General features: G+C 72.4%; 21 protein-coding genes. 3 read left to right on the top strand and 18 right to left on the bottom strand.

Annotated elements, in window-relative coordinates:
- Window positions 1–62: 62 nt before the first annotated feature.
- The 17 genes from BJ982_RS24870 to BJ982_RS24790 all read right to left on the bottom strand — a co-directional run bounded on the left by BJ982_RS24870 (window position 63) and on the right by BJ982_RS24790 (window position 14,645).
- A complete protein-coding gene (locus tag BJ982_RS24870) occupies window positions 63–620 on the bottom strand; it encodes a TetR/AcrR family transcriptional regulator (RefSeq protein ID WP_184883888.1) in 558 nt (185 codons plus the stop codon).
- A 31-nt stretch (window positions 621–651) separates the two neighbouring features.
- Complete coding sequence (locus BJ982_RS24865; protein ID WP_184883886.1) at window positions 652–1,878, bottom strand: NAD(P)/FAD-dependent oxidoreductase; 1,227 nt, start codon at window positions 1,876–1,878, stop codon at window positions 652–654.
- Window positions 1,875–2,198, bottom strand: coding sequence for a 2Fe-2S iron-sulfur cluster-binding protein (locus BJ982_RS24860; protein WP_184883884.1), 324 nt, complete (start codon window positions 2,196–2,198; stop codon window positions 1,875–1,877). Before BJ982_RS24860 ends, BJ982_RS24865 begins: the two co-directional genes overlap by 4 nt.
- Before the next feature lie 2 nt (window positions 2,199–2,200).
- Window positions 2,201–2,425, bottom strand: coding sequence for a ferredoxin (locus BJ982_RS24855; RefSeq protein ID WP_184883881.1), 225 nt, complete (start codon window positions 2,423–2,425; stop codon window positions 2,201–2,203).
- The gene (locus BJ982_RS24850) at window positions 2,422–3,660 is read right to left on the bottom strand and encodes a cytochrome P450 (RefSeq protein ID WP_184883879.1); all 1,239 of its coding nucleotides are present in this window, start codon (window positions 3,658–3,660) and stop codon (window positions 2,422–2,424) included. Before BJ982_RS24850 ends, BJ982_RS24855 begins: the two co-directional genes overlap by 4 nt.
- A gap of 238 nt (window positions 3,661–3,898) precedes the next feature.
- Window positions 3,899–4,744 (bottom strand): ATP phosphoribosyltransferase, encoded by an 846-nt coding sequence (gene hisG / locus BJ982_RS24845; protein WP_184889279.1) that lies wholly within the window; start codon window positions 4,742–4,744, stop codon window positions 3,899–3,901.
- Between the two features lie 66 nt (window positions 4,745–4,810).
- Window positions 4,811–5,074 (bottom strand): phosphoribosyl-ATP diphosphatase, encoded by a 264-nt coding sequence (locus BJ982_RS24840; RefSeq protein WP_114030187.1) that lies wholly within the window; start codon window positions 5,072–5,074, stop codon window positions 4,811–4,813.
- A 118-nt stretch (window positions 5,075–5,192) separates the two neighbouring features.
- Window positions 5,193–6,698 carry a DEAD/DEAH box helicase gene (locus tag BJ982_RS24835; RefSeq protein ID WP_239123385.1) on the bottom strand — a complete coding sequence of 502 codons (1,506 nt, stop codon included), beginning with the start codon at window positions 6,696–6,698 and terminating at the stop codon, window positions 5,193–5,195.
- A gap of 510 nt (window positions 6,699–7,208) precedes the next feature.
- Window positions 7,209–7,583: a metal-sulfur cluster assembly factor gene (locus tag BJ982_RS24830; protein WP_184883877.1), complete on the bottom strand. Its 375-nt coding sequence runs from the start codon at window positions 7,581–7,583 to the stop codon at window positions 7,209–7,211.
- Window positions 7,584–7,644: 61 nt separating this feature from the next.
- On the bottom strand, window positions 7,645–8,082 hold the full coding sequence (gene sufU, locus BJ982_RS24825; protein ID WP_184883875.1) for a Fe-S cluster assembly sulfur transfer protein SufU: 438 nt from the start codon (window positions 8,080–8,082) through the stop codon (window positions 7,645–7,647).
- Between the two features lie 3 nt (window positions 8,083–8,085).
- Window positions 8,086–9,348 (bottom strand): cysteine desulfurase, encoded by a 1,263-nt coding sequence (locus BJ982_RS24820; protein ID WP_184883873.1) that lies wholly within the window; start codon window positions 9,346–9,348, stop codon window positions 8,086–8,088.
- Window positions 9,345–10,091: a Fe-S cluster assembly ATPase SufC gene (gene sufC / locus BJ982_RS24815; RefSeq protein WP_184883871.1), complete on the bottom strand. Its 747-nt coding sequence runs from the start codon at window positions 10,089–10,091 to the stop codon at window positions 9,345–9,347. The genes BJ982_RS24820 and sufC overlap by 4 nt, the downstream gene beginning before the upstream one ends.
- Before the next feature lies 1 nt (window position 10,092).
- Window positions 10,093–10,428: a non-heme iron oxygenase ferredoxin subunit gene (locus tag BJ982_RS24810; protein ID WP_184883869.1), complete on the bottom strand. Its 336-nt coding sequence runs from the start codon at window positions 10,426–10,428 to the stop codon at window positions 10,093–10,095.
- Window positions 10,425–11,549, bottom strand: a complete 1,125-nt coding sequence (gene sufD, locus BJ982_RS24805) for a Fe-S cluster assembly protein SufD (protein ID WP_184883866.1) — start codon at window positions 11,547–11,549, stop codon at window positions 10,425–10,427. The genes BJ982_RS24810 and sufD overlap by 4 nt, the downstream gene beginning before the upstream one ends.
- A 2-nt stretch (window positions 11,550–11,551) precedes the next feature.
- On the bottom strand, window positions 11,552–12,964 hold the full coding sequence (gene sufB / locus BJ982_RS24800; RefSeq protein WP_184883864.1) for a Fe-S cluster assembly protein SufB: 1,413 nt from the start codon (window positions 12,962–12,964) through the stop codon (window positions 11,552–11,554).
- A complete protein-coding gene (locus BJ982_RS24795) occupies window positions 12,961–13,707 on the bottom strand; it encodes a helix-turn-helix transcriptional regulator (protein ID WP_184883862.1) in 747 nt (248 codons plus the stop codon). Before BJ982_RS24795 ends, sufB begins: the two co-directional genes overlap by 4 nt.
- 158 nt (window positions 13,708–13,865) lie before the next feature.
- Window positions 13,866–14,645 (bottom strand): VOC family protein, encoded by a 780-nt coding sequence (locus BJ982_RS24790; RefSeq protein WP_184883860.1) that lies wholly within the window; start codon window positions 14,643–14,645, stop codon window positions 13,866–13,868.
- 203 nt (window positions 14,646–14,848) lie between these two features.
- Here BJ982_RS24790 and BJ982_RS24785 point away from each other — a divergent pair, with 203 nt between their 5' ends.
- From BJ982_RS24785 to BJ982_RS24775, 3 genes are all read left to right on the top strand, one after another.
- Window positions 14,849–15,763 (top strand): ABC transporter ATP-binding protein, encoded by a 915-nt coding sequence (locus BJ982_RS24785; RefSeq protein WP_184883857.1) that lies wholly within the window; start codon window positions 14,849–14,851, stop codon window positions 15,761–15,763.
- A gap of 50 nt (window positions 15,764–15,813) precedes the next feature.
- Window positions 15,814–16,530 carry an ABC transporter permease gene (locus BJ982_RS24780; RefSeq protein ID WP_184889276.1) on the top strand — a complete coding sequence of 239 codons (717 nt, stop codon included), beginning with the start codon at window positions 15,814–15,816 and terminating at the stop codon, window positions 16,528–16,530.
- Between the two features lie 145 nt (window positions 16,531–16,675).
- Window positions 16,676–17,602, top strand: a complete 927-nt coding sequence (locus BJ982_RS24775) for an EamA family transporter (RefSeq protein WP_239123386.1) — start codon at window positions 16,676–16,678, stop codon at window positions 17,600–17,602.
- Window positions 17,603–17,654: 52 nt separating this feature from the next.
- Here the strand turns inward: BJ982_RS24775 and BJ982_RS24770 are convergent, their stop codons facing one another.
- On the bottom strand, window positions 17,655–18,149 hold the full coding sequence (locus BJ982_RS24770; protein WP_184883855.1) for a beta-class carbonic anhydrase: 495 nt from the start codon (window positions 18,147–18,149) through the stop codon (window positions 17,655–17,657).
- Between the last annotated feature and the right edge of the window lie 76 nt (window positions 18,150–18,225).

Genomic DNA, 18,225 nt, shown 5'->3' with positions numbered 1-18,225 from the left:
ACCGGCGCGCGTGCGCGCCGCAGATGGGGTGGCCGTCGTCGTGCGGGGCGGGCATCGCCGTCTCACCAGCGCTCGGCGACCATGTCGGCGGTCGCGCGGTCGACGGCCTTGCGGGCCTCCTCGTCGAGCTCCAGCGCGTCGCAGATGAAGGGCTGGAAGACCGTCCAGCCCAGCGCGAGCGCGAAGGCGACGGCGATGTCCTGCCTGATGTGCTCCCGGGCCGCGCCCGCGCTCTCGCCTTCCGCGTCCAGGCGGGCGGCGAGCCGGTTACGTAGCAGGGGGTAGTCCCAGTCGACGATGGCCAGGGAGTCGGGGTCCATCGCCAGGTTCGCCAGCACGAACCACACGTCGCTCAGCTCGGGCCCGGCGTTGGGCAGGATCCGCTCGTGGTCGGGCATGGTCTTGACGGCGTCGACGTACTGCCGGGCGAGCTCGCGGAACGCCTCGCGCAGCGCCTGGTTCTTGCCGCCGAAGTAGTGGTGGACGAGGCCGTAGTTGACCTGGGCCTCGGCCGCCAGCTCCCGGCCGGTGATCCGGCTCGGCGCCTTGACGCGCATCAGCCGGATCGCGGCGTCCTTGATGCGTTCGGGAGCCGGGACGTTCTCGGGATCGGGCTTCATGGGTGGTCCCTTCTCGGCGGGCGCCGCGGCCTCATCCGGCCAGCGCGCGGGCGTGGTCCTTGAGCGTGAAGCCGTCGGCCCGCGCCGCCGCGGGCGAGATCGACGCCTTGGCGGCGATCAGCCGGCGCAGCGCGAGGTGGTCGGCCGGCCTGTTGACCGACTCGCCCGCCACCAGGGCGCCGCGGCGCCAGCACAGCACCGTGAAGCGCCGCTCTTGGACGCTGCCGACGACGGCCCACTCGTCGGCGCCGGTGGCGATCCCGGCGATCTGCAGCTTGCATCCGTGCTGGTCGGTCCAGAACCACGGGACGTCCCGGTAGGGCCGGGCGTCGCCGGTGACGGCGGCGGCGACCGCGCGTCCCTGGTCGGCCGCGTTCTGGACCGACTCCAGGCGCTCCATCGCGTCGCCGAGCGGGAAGCGGGCGCAGTCGCCGACGGCGAAGACCGCCGGGTCCGAGGTCCGCAGCGCCTCGTCGACCAGCACCCCGTCACCGGTCGCCAGCCCGGCCGCGCCGGCCAGCCCGGTCTCGGGCGTCACGCCGATCCCGGCCACCACCATGTCGGCCGGCACCGTGGCGCCGCCGGCGAGCCGCACCCCGGTCACGTGCCCGTCCTCGCCGGTCAGCTCGGCGACCACCGCCTCGGTGCGGACCACGCAGCCCGCGTCCTCGTGCAGCCGGTGGTAGAAGGCGGAGACCGGCTCGCTCACGACGCGCCGCATCAACCGCGGCGCCGCCTCGACGACCGTCGTGGGGACCCCGCGCTTGCGCGCCGCGGCGGCGACCTCCAGCCCGATGAACCCGCCGCCGACGATGGCCAGGGCGCGTGCCGTGTCCAGGGCGGCGCGCAGCGCCAGCGCGTCGGTCAGGGTGTGCAGGCGGTGCACGCCGGCGAGGCCGGCGCCGGGGACCGGCAGCGCGCGGGGGCGGGCGCCGGTGGCCAGCACCAGGTGGTCGTAGGGCAGGCGCGTGCCGTCCGCGGTGACCACCTCGCGGGACCCGCGGTCGATCGCGTCCACCCGCACGCCGGTGCGCAGCTCGATCCGCCGCCGCGCGTACACCTCGCGGGCGCGGAAGGCCAGTTCGCCGGTGGAGACGGCGCCGGCCAGCCACGCCTTCGACAGGGGCGGGCGCTCGTAGGGGTCGTGCCCGGCCTGGTCGAGCACGACCACCGGGCCGGTGAACCCGGCCTCGCGCAGTTCGAGGGCCGTGGAGATCCCGGCGTGGCCGGCCCCGACGATGACGACGCGCGCGCTCATCGCTGCGACTCGGGGAGCCGGACGACGACCGCGCCGCACCCTTCGGGGATGGTGAGGCGGCAGCTCAGGCGGCTGGTCGGCAGCCGGTCGCAGGCGGTGGCCTCCAGCATCTCGTCCTCGTCCTCGTTGACGGGCGGGAACAGCTCGGAGAACTCGGGCTCGACGTAGACGTGGCAGGTGGCGCACATGGTGTCGCCGCCGCATTCGGCGTAGATGCCGCGGACGCCGTTGGCGATGGCCGCGCGCATGATGCTGGTGCCCGGCGGCACGTCGAGCGTGGTCTGCGTGCCGGAGTGGTTGATGAGGGTCACCTCCGCCATGGTCAGAGCACCTCGTCGTAGCGCAGGGCGCGTTTGGGGCACCGGCGGACGGCCATCTCCGCGCGCCTGACGAGCTCGGCGGTGTCCGGCTGCCTGACGACGGTGACCACCTCGACGTCGTCGGGGAGCACGAACAGGTCCGGCGCCATGCGCGCGCAGACCGCGTTGCCCTCGCACACGTCGGTCTCGACCGACAGCCGCCGGGTGGTCCGTACCGCGCCGGTCATCGCAGCACGACCTTCATCGACTTGATCCCGTTGACGTGGATCGAGCGCAGCTTGACGGGGTCCCCGACGACCTCGGACTCGGGGAAGCGGGCGAACAGCTCCTGGAAGAGCATCCAGATCTCGCGCCGTGCCAGGTTCGCGCCCATGCAGAAGTGCGGGCCGCCGGCGCCGAAGCTCTGGTGCGGGTTCGGGTCGCGGCCGATGTCGAACCGGAAGGGGTTCTCGAAGATCGCGGGGTCGCGGTTGGAGGCGGCGTACCAGACGGCGGCCTTCTGCCACTTACGCATCTGGAAGCCCTTGAACTCGTAGTCGTGTTCGAGCACCCGGCCCATGTGCCGCACGGGCGTGGCCCACCGGACGATCTCCTCCGCGGCCGTGGCCTGCAGGCCGACCGGGTCGGCTAGGAAGCGGCGGCGCTCCTCGGGGAACAGCGTGAAGGCGTGCATCCCGTGGGAGATCGCGGTGCGGGTCGTCTCGTTGCCCGCGGCGACGAGCAGGGCGAAGTAGCCGCCGATCATCTCCGGCGGGCAGAGCTCGCCGCCGACCTCGAACCGCGCGATCGAGGAGATCAGGTCCTCCTCGGGGTTGTCGCGCCGTTCGGCCGCGAGCGCCACGCCGTACTCGCGCAGGGCGCGCGTGGCGTGGGCCCCCTCGTCGGTGGAGACGCCGTACTCGGGGTCCTGGTCGCCGACCGTCTTGTTGGACAGCTCCAGCATGTACGGGCGGTCCGCGTCGGGGACGCCCATCAGGTCGCAGACGATCTGGATCGGCAGGTCCGCGGAGATCTCGGCCACGAAGTCGATCTCGTCGCCGGAGCTGTAGCGGGAGACGATCCTGCGGGCCTGGGCGCGGATGTACTCGTCCATCCGCCGGATCTGGCGCGGGGTGAACCCGACGCTCACGTTCTTCCTGTTGGCGGTGTGCTCCGGGGGGTCCATCTCGATGAAGACGCCGGTGCCGGGACGCAGCTGGCCGGTGCCCCAGTCGTGGTGCACCCGCATCCCGTACTTGCTCGAGTAGTTCTTCCAGTCCTGGGTGACGGCGGCGATGTCGGCGTGGTCGACGAACGCCCAGAAGCCTGCGCCGCTCTCGGGATGCTCGTGCCAGGAGATCGGCCGCTCTTCGCGCAGCACCGTCAACGCGTCGTGGTAGTCGTCGCGCAGCCAGAAGTCGGGGTCTGCCAGGTTGATCTCGTCGATCGCGAGCCGGGTGGCTCGGTCTTCGCTGATGGTCATCTCAGCCTCGGAATCGGTAGCGTTCCACCGGGTTAGCCAGATGGCTAGTGTTAGCCATGTGGCTAGTTAAGCGCAATAGGTTTCACGCGTCAACGGTGAGGTGTTGAGTAATTTTCGTCCGAGGGCGAGGCGCAAAAAAGGGCCGGGCACGCGGATCTCGCCGCGTCCCGGCCGGTGCACTCCGCGCGAAAGGATCAGAGGGCCGCGCCGGGCGGAGGCGGCGCGACCGGGAAGGCCGCTACAGGCGGCAGGCGAAGATGGCGGTGGCGAGGACGGCCTTGGCGCCGATCTCCCCGAGCTGGTCCATCACCTGCTGGTGGCCCTTGCGGGGCACCATCGCGCGGACCGCGACCCAGCCTTCGCGGTGCAGCGGGGACACCGTCGGCCCCTCCATGCCGGGGGTGAGCGCGATGGCCTCGTCGATGCGCTCGGCCCGGATGTCGTAGTCGATCATCACGTAGTCGCGGGCGACGATGACGCCCTGCAGGCGGCGGACGAGCTGGCGCAGGCCCGAGGTCTCCTCCGACCCGGCCCGCTTGATCAGCACGGCCTGGGAGTGGGCGATGGGGTCGCCGAAGACCTCCAGGCCGACGTTGCGCAGCGTGGTGCCGGTCTCGACGACGTCGGCGACGGCGTCGGCCACCCCGAGGCGGATCGCGGTCTCGACCGCGCCGTCCAGCTTGATCACCCGGGCCTCGACGCCGACCTCGGCGAGGTGCTTGCCGAGCAGGCCGGCGTAGGAGGTGGCCACGCGCATGCCGTCGAGGTCCCTGACCGAGGAGAACACCCCGGCCTTGGCGGCGAAGCGGAAGGTGGACACGCCGAAGCCCAGCGGCATGACCTCCTCGGCCGGGGCTCCGGAGTCGAACAGCATGTCGAGGCCGGTGATGCCGGCGTCGAGCGTGCCCTCGCCGACGTAGACGGCGATGTCGCGGGGGCGCAGGAAGAACAGCTCGCAGGCGTTGTCGGGGTCGACGACGACGAGCTCTTTGGAGTCCTTGCGGGCGCGGTAGCCCGCCTCTTTCAGGATGGTCTGGGCGGCCTCGGTGAGGACGCCCTTGTTGGGCACGGCCAGGCGCAGCATGGTCACGGATGGTTCCTTCGGATCGGAGAGGACGAGGCCGGTCGGCGAAGGCCGGTCGAAGCCGGCCTAGAGATGCTTGTAGACCTCGTCGAGCCCGATGCCCCGGGCGATCATCAGGACCTGCACGTGATAGAGGAGCTGGGAGATCTCTTCCGCGGCGCGGTCGGCCGACTCGTGCTCGGCGGCCATCCAGCTCTCGGCCGCCTCCTCCACGACCTTCTTGCCGATGGCATGGACACCGGCGTCCAGCGCCGCGACGGTGCCCGACCCGGCGGGACGGGTGCGCGCCTTGTCCGACAGCTCGGCGAACAGCTCTTCGAAGGTCTTCATGATCTCTCTCACGTGGGTGTGCCTGCCCGTCAAGAGTAGTCGGCCGGGAGCGTGCGACGCGTGAGGCGCCCACCTGGCGAGATCACGCGCCGCCGCCCGGCCCCGCGGGCCGCCTAGATCACCCCTGGGTGGCTCGCCGCGCGCGCGGGCCCGCGCCGCGGGAGCCGGAGCGGCCCTCCGGACGCCGCTCGCCGTCGAACCTGCGCTCACGGCGCTCGCCCGGCCGCTGGTCGCCGTCGCGGCGCTCGCCCTCCTCGCGGGAGCGGTCGTGGTAGCGGCGCGGACGGCGGTCGCCGCCCTGGCCCCCCTCGCGGCGCGGGCGCCGCTCGGCGACCGGGGCCGGCGGCTCCCAGACCGGGACGGCGACACCGCTCGGCGTCCGCGCGCCCGCCAGCTCGGCGAGCTGCGGGTCTCCCGGCACGGCCTTCAGGCGGTGCGGCCGGACCCCGGCGCGGCGGGTCATCGACTCCGCGGAACGGCGCTCGCCGGGCAGCACCAGGGTCATCACCGTGCCGCGCTCGCCGGCCCGCGCCGTACGGCCGCCGCGGTGCAGGTAGCTCTTGTGGTCCATGGGCGGGTCCACGTGCAGGACGAGGCTCACGTCGTCGACGTGGATGCCGCGGGCGGCCACGTCGGTGCACACCAGGACGCCGACCGCGCCGTCGCGGAACTCCGACAGGATGCGGGTGCGCTGGTTCTGGCGCTTGCCGCCGTGCAGGCCGCCCGCGCGGACGCCGACCCGGGCGAGCTGCTTCACGAGACGGTCGACGCCGTGCTGGGTGCGCACGAACATGATGGTGCGGCCCTCACGACCGGCGATCTCGGCGGTGACCGCGAACTTGTCGTCCCGGGCGACCTGGACCATGTGGTGCTCCATGGTGTCCACGGGCGAGGTGGCCGGGGCCAGGGAGTGCGTCACCGGGTCGTCCAGGAAGCGGCGGACGAGCTTGTCGACGTCGCCGTCCAGGGTGGCGGAGAACAGCAGGCGCTGGCTGTCGGCGGGGGTCTGGGCGAGCAGCGCGCTGACCACGGGGAAGAAGCCGAGGTCGCACATGTGGTCGGCCTCGTCGATCACGGTGACCCTGACGTCGGCCAGCGAGCACTCGCCCTGCTGGACCAGGTCGGTGAGGCGACCGGGAGTGGCGACGACGATCTCGACGCCGCGCCGCAGCGCGTCGATCTGCCTGCCCATGGACATGCCGCCTACGACGGTCTTCATGCGCAGGGACAGGCCGCGGCCGAGCGGCTCCAGCGCGTCGGTGACCTGCATGGCGAGCTCGCGGGTCGGCACGAGGACGACGGCGAGGGGACGGCCCGCGGCGGCCCGGGTGCCGGCGACGCGCGTCAGGGCGGGGAGGCCGAAGGCCAGGGTCTTGCCCGAGCCGGTCTGGCCCCGGCCGAGCACGTCGCGGCCGGCGAGGATGTCCGGGATGGTGGCCCGCTGGATGGGGAACGGGCTGGTGATGCCCTGGCGGGCGAGCGCGCTCACCAGGGGCCTCGGCAGGCCGAGGAGGGCGAACTCCGACACGGGGGGCTCCGCCGCCGCCCGGCCCTGACGCGCCGGCGGCGCGTCCTGCGGCTCCGCCTGGGCGTGCGCGGGCATGGCGGCGTTGCTGATGGTCACGAGTGACGTGCCTTTCGATCGACGAGAGATGGCACGTCACTTCTGCGAAAGGACGAGCCGGGACCTACGGCGTGCGCCGTAGTGGAACATGAGGGCGCCCGAGGGGACGCCGGAAGGCGCCTCGCGACGAACGGGAGCGCCGCTCATGAAGGGGTGTACGGTCAGTCTACCCGACCCGGGCGGGGTCGCGATCAACGCGGGCGATCACGGGCGCCCCGCGGGCCCGCCACCGGCCGTGACGGCACGGTAGGGCACGGACGCCGGCCTGCGGGAAACACGCGTGGGCGCCGGGAAGAACCGGCGGCGGACGCCATCCGGCGTGGCGACGCGCCGATGTGGTCCACCTCACCGGCGCGGATGTACGGACGCCGGCCGGGACGCGCGCACGGCGGAGCCGCGGCACCGTCCCGGCACCCCCGGGACGGCGTGGACGTGAGGCCGGGCGGTCGCCCTGGCCGGGATCGATGGTGACCCGGGCAGTGGCCCGGGCGGCCGGCTCGGATCGCGGGTTCAGACGTTGAAGCCGAGCATGCGGAGCTGTTCGCGCCCGTCGTCGGTGATCTTGTCGGGGCCCCACGGGGGAAGCCAGACCCAGTTGATCTTCACGTCGGAGACCATGCCGTCCAGGGCGGAGTGGGCCTGCTCCTCGATGACGTCGGTGAGCGGGCACGCGGCGCTGGTCAGCGTCATGTCCAGCGTGGCCACGGGCGCGGCGCCGGGCGCCCCCGGGTCGAGGTTGACCCCGTACACCAGGCCGAGGTCGACGACGTTGACGCCGAGCTCGGGGTCCACGACGTCCTTGAGCGCCTCGAAGACCTCTTCGAGCGTCGTCTCGCCGTCGTAGCCGGACTCTGCCCCGGTCGGGGTCTCCACGGGCTTGCTCACGCCGCCTCCTCGCCTCGCCGCGCCCACGCGCGGCGGTAGTCTTCCAGGGCTCGCACGCCGGTCACGCCGAGCTCCTCACCACGGCGTCCTTGTAGGCCATCCAGGCCAGCAGGGCGCACTTGACCCGCGCCGGGTACTTGGCGACCCCGGCGAACGCCACCGCGTCCCCGAGGACGTCCTCGTCGGGCTCGATCTGACCCCGGCCCTGCATCAGCCGGGTGAACTCGTCCACGACCGCGAGGGTGCTCTCGACGGTCGAGCCGGTGGCCAGCTCGTGCAGCACCGACGCCGCGGCCTGGCTGATCGAGCAGCCCTGCCCGTCGTAGGAGACGTCCTCGACCTTGCCGCCGTCGCCGAGCTTCACCCGCATGGTGACCTCGTCGCCGCAGGTCGGGTTCACGTGGTGTACCTCGGCGTCGTACGGCTCGCGCAGGCCCCGGCCCTGCGGGTGCTTGTAATGCTCCAGGATCAGCTCCTGGTACAGCGACTCGGCGATCATCTCTTATCCGAACACCTTCTGGACGTGGTGGAGCCCTCGGACCAGCGCGTCGACCTCGTCCGTGGTGTTGTACAGGTAGAACGACGCCCGTGTGGTCGCCGGTATTCCGAAGCGCAGGTGCAGCGGGCGGGCGCAGTGGTGCCCGACCCGCACGGCGATGCCGAAGCGGTCGTCGAGGATCTGCCCCACGTCGTGGGGGTGGATGTCAGGGATCGTGAACGACAGCGTGCCCCCGCGGTCCTCCGCCGTGGCGGGGCCGATGACGCGCAGCCCCGGGACCTCCGCGAGCGCGCCGAGCGCGTACTCGGTGAGCTCGTGCTCGTGCCGCTGGATCTCCTCCATGCCGACGCCGGTGAGGTACTCGACCGCGGCGCCGAGCCCGACGGCCTCGACGATCGGCGGGGTGCCCGCCTCGAACTTGTGCGGCACCGGCGCGAACGTCGAGTGGTCCATCCAGACGGCCTCGATCATCTCGCCGCCGCCCAGGAACGGGGGCATCGCCTCCAGCAGCTCGCTCCTGCCCCACAGCACGCCGATGCCGGAGGGGCCGACCATCTTGTGGCCGGTGAAGGCGACGAAGTCGACGCCGAGCGCGGCCACGTCCACCGGGCGGTGGGGCACGGACTGGGAGGCGTCGAGCATCATCAGCGCGCCGACCTCCCGGGCCCGCGCCAGAACGCGCGCGACCGGGTTGACCGTGCCGAGGACGTTGGACTGGTGGACGATCGACACGATCTTGGTGCGCTCGTTCACCACCTCGTCCAGGCCGGACAGGTCGAGCCGGCCCTCGTCGGTGACGGGGAACCACCGCAGGGTGGCGCCCGTGCGCTGGACGAGGAGCTGCCAGGGCACGATGTTGGAGTGGTGCTCCATCTCGGAGATCACGATCTCGTCGCCCGGGCCGAGCCGGAAGCGCTCGTCCTCGCCCGCCGGGTTGCCGAAGGCGTACGCCACGAGGTTCAGCGCCTCGGAGGCGTTCTTCGTGAAGACGATCTCGTCGCGGCTCGGGGCGCCGACGAAGGCGGCCACCGCGTCGCGGGCGCCCTCGTACGCCTCGGTCGACTCGCTGCCGAGCACGTGCAGCGCCCGGCCGACGTTGCTGTAGTGCTGCTCCAGATGGTCGCGCATGGTGTTGATCACGTGCGCGGGCTTCTGCGAGGAGTTGCCGGAGTCCAGGTAGATCAGGGGCCGGCCCCCGGGCAGCTCGCGGGAGAGGATCGGGAAGTCCTTCCGGATCCTCTCCACCTCGAACGTGCTGTCGGTCATGCACTCGCCTTGGTGTAGCGCTCGTAGCCCTCGGACTCGAGCTTGTCGGCCAGCTCGGGGCCGCCCTCCTCGACGATCCTGCCGCCCGCGAAGACGTGGACGAAGTCGGGCTTCACGTAGCGCAGGATGCGGGTGTAGTGCGTGATCAGCAGCACGCCGGTCTCGCCGGAGGAGCGGAACCGGTTGACGCCCTCGGAGACGACGCGCAGCGCGTCGACGTCCAGGCCGGAGTCGGTCTCGTCCAGGATGGCGATCTTCGGCTTGAGCAGTTCGAGCTGGAGGATCTCGTGGCGCTTCTTCTCGCCGCCGGAGAAGCCCTCGTTGAGGTTGCGCTGGGCGAAGGAGGCGTCGATGGACAGGGCGTCCATGCCCTCCTTGAGCTCCTTGGTGAACAGGCGCAGCTTCGGCGCCTCGCCGCGCACGGCCGTGACGGCGCTGCGCAGGAAGTTGGACACCGAGACGCCGGGGACCTCGACCGGGTACTGCATGGCCAGGAACAGGCCCGCGCGGGCGCGCTCGTCGACGCCGAGCGACAGGACGTCCTCGCCGTCGAGGGTGACCGTGCCGGAGGTGACGGTGTACTTCGGGTGACCGGCGATCGCGTAGGCGAGCGTCGACTTGCCCGAGCCGTTCGGCCCCATCAGGGCGTGGGTCTCGCCGGAGCGGACGGTCAGGTCGACGCCGCGCAGGATCTCCTTGTCCTCCACGGCGACATGCAGGTCACGAATTTCCAGGGTGGACAACTTACGACTCCTGATCTTGGGCGGTGTCTGCGCCGAGCGCGACGAGGACGTCGTCGCCCTCGACCTTCACGCGGTACACGGGAACGGGCCGGGTGGCGGGCGGGCCGGTCGGTTTTCCGGAGCGGATGTCGAAGCACGAGCCGTGCAGCCAGCACTCCAGGGTGTCGTCGTACACCTCGCCCTCGCTCAGCCGGACCTCGGCGTGCGAGCAGACGTCGTGCAGGGCGAACACCTCGCCGTCCTTGCGGACCAGCGCCACGGGCGTGCCGCCCACCTCGACCCCGGCGACGCCGCCGTCGGGGATGTCGGACAGCACGCAGACCTTGTGGAACGTCATCGCGCGAGCTCCGCCTCCACCGCGGCGAGCACCCGGGCGCGGATCTCCTCGACCTCGATCTTCTCGATGAGCTGGGCGAAGTAGCCCCGCACGACCAGGCGGCGCGCCTCCTCGTGCGGGATGCCCCGCGCCTGGAGGTAGAAGATGTGCTCGTCGTCCAGCCGGCCGGAGGCCGAGGCGTGCCCGGCTCCGGCGACCTCGCCGGTGAGGATCTCCAGGTTCGGCACCGAATCGGCGCGGGCGCCGTCGGTGAGGATGAGGTTGCGGTTCAGCTCGTAGGTGTCGGTGCCGGTCGCCTCGACGCGGATGATCACGTCGCCGATCCAGACCGCGTGGGCGTCGTCGCCCTGCAGCGCGCCGCGGTAGTCGACGTTGCTGCGGCAGTCCGGCACGCTGTGGTCGACCAGCAGGCGGTGCTCCAGGTGCTGGCCGGCGTCGGCGAAGTACAGGCCGCTCAGGTCGGCCTCGCCGCCGCGGCCGGCGTAGGCCACCGACGGGGACAGGCGCACCAGGTCGCCGCCGAGGGTGACCACGAAGCTCTTGAACGTGGCGTCCTTGCCGAGCTGCGCGTGGTGGTGAGAGACGTGTACGGCGTCGGCGTCCCAGTCCTGGAGGCTGACCACCTTGAGCGAGGCGCCCTCGCCGAGGACGAACTCGACGTTGTCGGCGTACACGGCGCTGCCCCGGTGGTCCAGGACCAGGACGGCCTGCGCCAGCGGCTCGACCCGGACCACGAGGTGGCCGTAGGTCGCGCCGGCCGCGCCGTTGCCGCGCACGTCGACCACGATGGGCTCGGAGGTCACGACCTCCTTGGGCACCGTGATGACGGTGGCCTTCTCGAAGGAGGTGTACGCCTGGACGCTCACCCGGTCGGCGGGCACGTACGCCTTGCCGACGCGGGGGTCGTCGCGGCCGACGGTCTCGACGGAGACCTCCGGCGCGGGGTGGACCTCCAGCACGACGGTGCCCGCGACCGGGGCGGTGCCGTCGTGCAGGCCGCGCAGGCGCGAGAGCGGGGTGAACCTCCAGGACTCCTCACGCCCGGTCGGCACGGGAAAGTCCGCCAGGTCGTAGGAGGACTTCCCGTGCAGGCTGGAGAGAGGTTTGGTGTCCAGGCCCATGGTCAGCCCACCGCCCCTTCCATCTGCAGCTCGATCAGGCGGTTGAGCTCCAGGGCGTACTCCATCGGCAGCTCGCGCGCGATCGGCTCGACGAAGCCGCGGACGATCATCGCCATGGCCTCGTCCTCGGTCAGGCCGCGGCTCATGAGGTAGAAGAGCTGGTCGTCGGAGACCTTGGAGACCGTGGCCTCGTGCCCCATGGAGACGTCGTCCTCGCGGACGTCGACGTAGGGGTAGGTGTCCGAGCGGCTGATCTGGTCGATGAGCAGCGCGTCGCACTTGACGGTCGAGGCCGACCCGGCGGCGCCCTCCTCGATCTGGACCAGGCCGCGGTAGGACGTGCGCCCGCCGCCCCGCGCGACCGACTTGGAGATGATCGTGGAGGAGGTCTTCGGCGCGAGGTGCACCATCTTGGCGCCCGCGTCCTGGTGCTGGCCCTCGCCGGCGAACGCGACGCTCAGGGTCTCGCCCTTGGCGTGCTCGCCCATGAGGTAGACCGCCGGGTACTTCATCGTGACCTTGGAGCCGATGTTGCCGTCGATCCACTCCATGGTGGCGCCCTCGTAGGCGACGGCGCGCTTGGTGACCAGGTTGTAGACGTTGTTCGACCAGTTCTGGATGGTCGTGTACCGGCAGCGGGCGTTCTTCTTCACGATGATCTCGACGACCGCGCTGTGCAGCGAGTCGGAGGAGTAGATCGGCGCGGTGCAGCCCTCGACGTAGTGGACGTAGGAGCCCTCGTCGACGATGATCAGCGTGCGCTCGAACTGGCCCATGTTCTCGGTGTTGATCCGGAAGTAGGCCTGGAGCGGGATCTCGACGTTGACGTTCGGCGGCACGTAGATGAACGAGCCGCCCGACCACACCGCCGTGTTCAGCGAGGCGAACTTGTTGTCGCCCACGGGGATGACCGACCCGAAGTACTCCTTGAAGAGCTCGGGGTGCTCCTTGAGGCCGGTGTCGGTGTCGAGGAAGATGACGCCCTTCTCCTCAAGGTCCTCGCGGATCTTGTGGTAGACGACCTCGGACTCGTACTGGGCGGCGACGCCGGCGATCAGGCGCTGCTTCTCCGCCTCGGGGATGCCGAGCTTGTCGTAGGTGTTCTTGATGTCCGCGGGCAGGTCCTCCCAGGAGGCGGCCTGCTTCTCGGTGGAGCGGACGAAGTACTTGATGTTGTCGAAGTCGATGCCCGTGAGGTCGGAGCCCCAGGTGGGCAGGGGCTTCTTGCCGAACAGGCGGAGGCCCTTCAGGCGCAGGTCGAGCATCCACTCCGGCTCGCCCTTGAGCGCGGAGATGTTCCGCACGACCTCCTCGGACAGACCCCGGCGCGCGGTCGCGCCGGCCACGTCGGGATCGGCCCAGCCGAACTTATAGTTCCCGAGGCCCTCGAGCTCCGGGCGGTCGGTGACAGTCACCTTCCGGTCTCCTTGTTCTTCTCGATCGCGTTGCGCGAGTTGCCGTCGTCAGGGTCGGCGTCGCCGTGCCGCGGCGGGCGCTGCGCCGCCAGGACCCTCGGGCTCACGTGGGTCGTGCACACCCCGTCGCCGTGGGCGATCGTCGCCAGGCGTTGCACCGGCGTGCCGAGCAGCTGCCCGAAGGCCTCGGTCTCGGCCTCGCAGAGCTGCGGGAACTCCGCCGCCACGTGCGCGACGGGGCAGTGGTGCTGGCACAGCTGCTCCCCGCCGGACTTGGCCGTGCTGGCCGAGGCGGCGTAGCCGTCGGCGGTCAGGGCCTCGGCGAGCACGCGCACCCGCTGCTCGGCGGGCACCTCGCGCATCTGGGGCTCAAGACGCCGGACCAGGCCGCTGACCTGCGACCTGGCGAACCTCGCCACGGCGTCCTCGCCCATGTGCTCGGCGAGGAAGCGCAGGGCGCTGCCCGCCAGGCCGTCGTAGGCGTGCTCGAAGGCGCTGCGGCCGGCGTCGGTGATGATGAACAGCTTCGCCGGCCTGCCGCGCCCGCGCTGCCCGCGTGGGCGCGCCGTGCGTGGCTCTATCATTCCCTCGGCGACCAGCGCGTCCAGATGACGGCGGACCGCCGCGGGCGTGAGCCCGAGCCGCTCGCCCAGGGCGGCGGCGTCGACCGGGCCGTGTTCCAGGATGAGCCGAGCGACGCGCGCGCGTGTACCACGCTCGGCGCCCTTCTCGGCGTTCGTCATCCCGGCCATGTTTTTCACAACATCAGTGTGCCGTAATTCCTTCCCGCCGCACAACTTGGGAGGCACGCCTCCGGAATGCAGTCCGTCACGCAGGTTAGGCTTACCTAACCCCAGCTCAGAGGGCACATGAGCGCCCGGCGGGGACGGCCTCCGGCGGCCTACGCCGGGGCCCTGAGGGCGAGCGCGGCGAAGACCGCGCCCTGGGGATCGGCGAGGACGGCGCAGCGGCCGAGCGGAAGGTCGCGGGCCGGGCGGATCAGCGCGCCCCCGAGGCCGGTCGTCGCGGCCACGGCGGCGTCGCAGTCGGCGACCGCGAAGAAGACCAGCCAGCGGGACGGCACGTCCGGAGGCAGCTTGTCGCCGGCCGGGGGCATGCCCGCGACCGGCCTGCCGTCCTGCAGCCACTCGGTGTACTCCCCGCCCGCCGGGTCGGCCGAGCCGCGCCGCTCCCAGCCGAAGACCTCCGGGTAGAACGCCTTCGCGCCCTCGGGGTCGCAGGAGTCCAGCTCGTACCAGCACGGCGAGCCCGGCTCGCCGACCAGCCCGGCCCCGTAGTGCCGCCCGGGCTGCCAGACCATGAACGACGCGCCCGCCGGGTCGCGGAAGACCGCCATGGCGCCCTCGTCGAACACCTGCACCGGGCCCGTGCACACCTGTCCCCCGGCCTCCTTGACCCGGTCGGCGACCGACTGGGCGTCGTCGGTGGCGACGTAGGTGTTCCAGACCGCGGGGAGGTCCGCGGCGAAGGTCGCGCCCACCCCCGCGACCGGTTTGCCGTCGCGCAGGAAGCGGCCGTAGCCGCCGGCCTCGGGGTCGGGGTCGAACTCGGCGCGCCAGCCGAACAGCTCGGCGTAGAACGCCGCGGCGGCGCGGGTGTCGGGACAGGAGAGATCCACCCAGCAGGGCACGCCGGGCTTGTAACCGCTACGGGCCGGCATCCGCGACCTCCTTGCGTACGCTGCGCGCCCGGTCCTTCCGGCGCAGGGCGGGAGGACAGGGACAGCCTCACACGGCGGCCGGCCCCGCGGGCCGGGCGGCGGGCCCGTCTTGGCGGGAGGCGCCCGCAACCTTTACCGCGAGCGGGCACGCACGGCGCGGTCCGGCGAAGGGAGCGCCCGCCCCGGTCCCTAGACTCGTCACCATGGACTCCCCAGCCGTCGCGCTCACCGGCCTGGTCAAGCGGTACGGCCGTACCGTGGCCGTCGACGGCCTGACGCTGAGCGCCGAGCGGGGCGCGGTGACCGCGATCCTCGGCCCGAACGGCGCCGGCAAGACCTCCACGGTCGAGATCTGCGAGGGGTTCCGCAAGGCCGACGGCGGCACCGTGCGCGTGCTCGGGCTCGACCCCGCACGGGACGCCGCCGCGCTCAAGCCCCGCGTCGGCGTCATGCTGCAGTCCGGCGGCGTGCCCCCGGCCGTGCGCGCCGGGGAGTGGCTGCGGCTGGTCGCCCGCTTCCACGCCCACCCGCTCGACCCCGGCGCGCTGCTGGAGCGCCTGGGGCTGGCCGAGCACGCCCGCACCCCCTACCGCCGCCTGTCGGGCGGCCAGCAGCAGCGCCTCTCGCTCGCCGCGGCCGTCATCGGCCGTCCCGAGCTGGTCTTCCTGGACGAGCCGACCGCGGGGCTGGACCCGCAGGCCAGGCACGCCTGCTGGGACGTGGTGGGCGAGCTGCGCGCCCGCGGGGTCTCCACGGTGCTGACCACCCACCACATGGACGAGGCCGAGCGGCTCGCCGACAAGGTCGTCATCATCGACCGGGGCACGGTGGTGGCCGAGGGCAGCCCGCGCGCGCTCACCGGCGCCGAGCGGCAGCTCCGCTTCCGCGCCCGGCCGGGGCTCGACCTGGACGAGCTGCTCAAGGCCCTGCCGGCGGGCAGCACGGCCAAGGAGTCGCCGAGCGGCCACTACGTCATCGAGGGGCACGTCGGGCCCGAGCTGCTCGGCACGGTCACCGCCTGGTGCGCCGCCGAGGGCGTCACCGCCGACGACCTCAGCGTCGAACGCCGCACGCTGGAGGACGTCTTCCTCGAACTGACGGGAAGGGAGCTGCGGTGAGCGCCGCCCTCGACTTCACCCCCCGCCCGGGCGCGGCCCCGCTGCGGCGCATGGTGCTCGCCCAGGCCGGCGCCGAGGTGCGCGCGGTGCTGCGCAACGGCGAGCAGCTCCTGCTCACGCTGATCATCCCGATCCTGGTGCTGGTGGGCTTCTCCGCCGCGCCGCTGCTGGAGGTCCCCGGACACCGCGTCGACTTCGTCACCCCCGGGGTGCTCGCGCTGGCGATCATGTCGACGGCGTTCACGGGCCAGGCCATCGGCACGGGGTTCGAGCGCCGGTACGGCGTGCTCAAGCGCCTCGGCGCCACGCCGCTGTCCCGCACGGGGCTGATGCTGGCCAAGACCCTCGCGGTGATCACGGTCGAGGCGCTGCAGGTCGTCGTGATCGTCGCCGTGGCCCTGGGTCTCGGCTGGCGTCCGCACGCCGGCGGCGCGCTGCCCGCGCTCGCGCTGGTCCTCGCGGGCACGGCCGCGTTCAGCGGGCTCGCGCTCTTGATGGCGGGCACGCTGCGCGCCGAGGCCACGCTCGCGGCGGCCAACCTCGTGTACCTGGTGCTGCTGGGGATCGGCGGGGTGGTGCTGCCGGTGACCGCGTTCCCCGGGCCGCTGCGCGCGGTGGCCGAGGCTTTGCCGATCACGGCGCTGACCGGAGGGCTGCGCGAGGTGCTCGCCGACGGCGGCGGGCTGCCGGTCGGGCAGCTCCTGATCCTGCTCGCCTGGGCCGCGGGAACCCTGGCCCTGGCCTCCCGCACCTTCCGCTGGGAGTGAGCGTCCCCCTGCGGGCGTGACGCGCGCGGACCCCTCTCGTGGTGAGCGCGCGCCGGGGTTGTATTCCTGTATCGCCGGGGAGGGCCGAGCGGTCCCCCGATGTCCCCCGACCGCACGGGCACGTGCGAGGAACGTGAGAGACGCCATGACCGTGCCGATGCCGTCCCCGCCGATCTTGTCCGCCTCCGACGCCCCCTTCCCCCCGGGCCGGGCGCGGCCCGGCGCGCTGGTGCGGGCCGCCGCGGGCGCCGTGCCGCCCTCGGGCCTGGTGGTGCTGGCCATCCTGTCGGTGCAGCTCGGCGCCGGGATCGCCAAGAATCTGTTCGCCGCGCTGCCGCCGAGCGCGGTGGTGTTCCTGCGCATCGCCACGGGCGCGCTGATCCTTGGCGTGGTGGCCCGGCCCCGGCTGCGGGGGCTGACGCGGCGCGACCTGGCGGCCGGGCTGGCCTTCGGCGTGACGCTCGGCGTCATGAACCTCGCGTTCTACGAGGGGCTGGCCCGGCTGCCGATGGGCATCTGCGTGACGATCGAGTTCCTCGGCCCGCTCGGGGTGGCGGTGGCGGCGTCCCGGCGCCGGCTCGACCTGGTGTGGGTGGCGCTGGCCGCCGCGGGCATCGCGCTGCTGGCCCCGTGGGACGGCGGCACCGGGCTGGACTGGCTCGGCGTCGCCTTCGCCGCGATCGCGGGGGCCTGCTGGGCGGCCTACATCCTGTTGTCGGCCGCGGTGGGCAAGAGGTTCCCGGGGACGACCGGGCTGTCGTTCGCCATGATCGTGGCGGTGGCGGTGAGCGCGCCCGCGGGCGTGGCGGCGGGCGGCGCGGAGCTGCTGCGCCCGGAGCTGCTCCTGCTGGGGGCGGGCGTCGGCCTGCTGTCCTCGGTGATCCCCTACAGCCTGGAGCTGGAGGCGCTGCGGCGCATGCCGAAGCGGGTCTTCGGCATCCTGATGAGCCTGGAGCCCGCCGCCGCCGCGCTGGTGGGGCTGCTCGTGCTCGGCGAGATCCTGGGTCTGCGGGAGTGGGCGGCGATCGGCTGCGTGGTCGTCGCCTCGGTGGGCGCCACGCGCACGAGCTGAGAGCCGGCGGGCCGCCGCGCCCGGGGCGTGAGCGGGCGCGGCGGCCGGCTTGTCAGGCCTTGACCTCGCGCAGGCGCCCGGTCTCGACCTCGTACACGAAGCCGCGCACCGAATCCTTGATCGGGATGAACGGGTCGGCCTTGATGCGGTTGATGGACTGCGCGACGTCCTCGTCGAGGTCGGCGAACGCCTCGGCGGGCCAGTCGGGCTTGATGCCGAGCTCGGACTCGATGGTGTGCTTGAAGCCGTCGTCGGTGAACGTCAGCATGCCGCAGTCGGTGTGGTGGATGAGGATGATCTCGCGGGTGCCGAGCAGGCGCTGGCTGATGGCGAGGCTGCGGCGCTCGTCGGCGGTGACCACTCCGCCGGCGTTGCGGATCACGTGGGCGTCGCCCTCGGACAGGCCGAGCAGGCCGTAGACGTTGAGCCGGGCGTCCATGCAGGCGAGCACGGCGACGCCCTTGGCCGGCGGCAGCGGGAGGTGTCCCTTGTCGAAGTGCTCCGCGTAGCGCCGGGCGTTGGCGAGAAGATCGTCGGTGACGCTCATGCGGCCCTCCGAGGTCGGTGACTCTGCTGTCGCTGACCCAGGATTGTCCGCATTACCTACCGAGTCAATAGGGTAA

Origin of the sequence: Sphaerisporangium siamense, from assembly GCF_014205275.1 — a bacterium.
In the GTDB taxonomy this organism is placed as follows: domain Bacteria; phylum Actinomycetota; class Actinomycetes; order Streptosporangiales; family Streptosporangiaceae; genus Sphaerisporangium; species Sphaerisporangium siamense.
This window is presented reverse-complemented; position numbering and strand designations above follow the sequence as displayed.

What these genes read in the sequence shown, in the direction of transcription:
- sufU (WP_184883875.1), bottom strand. Translation starts at nt 8,082, where the DNA reads ATGATCGCCGAGTCGCTGTACCAGGAGCTGATCCTGGAGCATTACAAG.
- BJ982_RS24850 (WP_184883879.1), bottom strand. Translation starts at nt 3,660, where the DNA reads ATGACCATCAGCGAAGACCGAGCCACCCGGCTCGCGATCGACGAGATC.
- hisG (WP_184889279.1), bottom strand. Translation starts at nt 4,744, where the DNA reads ATGCTGCGCCTGGCCGTGCCCAACAAGGGCGTCCTCACCGAGGCCGCC.
- BJ982_RS24840 (WP_114030187.1), bottom strand. Translation starts at nt 5,074, where the DNA reads ATGAAGACCTTCGAAGAGCTGTTCGCCGAGCTGTCGGACAAGGCGCGC.
- BJ982_RS24855 (WP_184883881.1), bottom strand. Translation starts at nt 2,425, where the DNA reads ATGACCGGCGCGGTACGGACCACCCGGCGGCTGTCGGTCGAGACCGAC.
- BJ982_RS24810 (WP_184883869.1), bottom strand. Translation starts at nt 10,428, where the DNA reads ATGACGTTCCACAAGGTCTGCGTGCTGTCCGACATCCCCGACGGCGGC.
- BJ982_RS24870 (WP_184883888.1), bottom strand. Translation starts at nt 620, where the DNA reads ATGAAGCCCGATCCCGAGAACGTCCCGGCTCCCGAACGCATCAAGGAC.
- BJ982_RS24775 (WP_239123386.1), top strand. Translation starts at nt 16,676, where the DNA reads ATGACCGTGCCGATGCCGTCCCCGCCGATCTTGTCCGCCTCCGACGCC.
- BJ982_RS24790 (WP_184883860.1), bottom strand. Translation starts at nt 14,645, where the DNA reads ATGCCGGCCCGTAGCGGTTACAAGCCCGGCGTGCCCTGCTGGGTGGAT.
- BJ982_RS24780 (WP_184889276.1), top strand. Translation starts at nt 15,814, where the DNA reads ATGGTGCTCGCCCAGGCCGGCGCCGAGGTGCGCGCGGTGCTGCGCAAC.
- sufD (WP_184883866.1), bottom strand. Translation starts at nt 11,549, where the DNA reads ATGGGCCTGGACACCAAACCTCTCTCCAGCCTGCACGGGAAGTCCTCC.
- BJ982_RS24865 (WP_184883886.1), bottom strand. Translation starts at nt 1,878, where the DNA reads ATGAGCGCGCGCGTCGTCATCGTCGGGGCCGGCCACGCCGGGATCTCC.
- BJ982_RS24820 (WP_184883873.1), bottom strand. Translation starts at nt 9,348, where the DNA reads ATGACCGACAGCACGTTCGAGGTGGAGAGGATCCGGAAGGACTTCCCG.
- BJ982_RS24785 (WP_184883857.1), top strand. Translation starts at nt 14,849, where the DNA reads ATGGACTCCCCAGCCGTCGCGCTCACCGGCCTGGTCAAGCGGTACGGC.
- BJ982_RS24860 (WP_184883884.1), bottom strand. Translation starts at nt 2,198, where the DNA reads ATGGCGGAGGTGACCCTCATCAACCACTCCGGCACGCAGACCACGCTC.
- BJ982_RS24795 (WP_184883862.1), bottom strand. Translation starts at nt 13,707, where the DNA reads ATGACGAACGCCGAGAAGGGCGCCGAGCGTGGTACACGCGCGCGCGTC.
- BJ982_RS24770 (WP_184883855.1), bottom strand. Translation starts at nt 18,149, where the DNA reads ATGAGCGTCACCGACGATCTTCTCGCCAACGCCCGGCGCTACGCGGAG.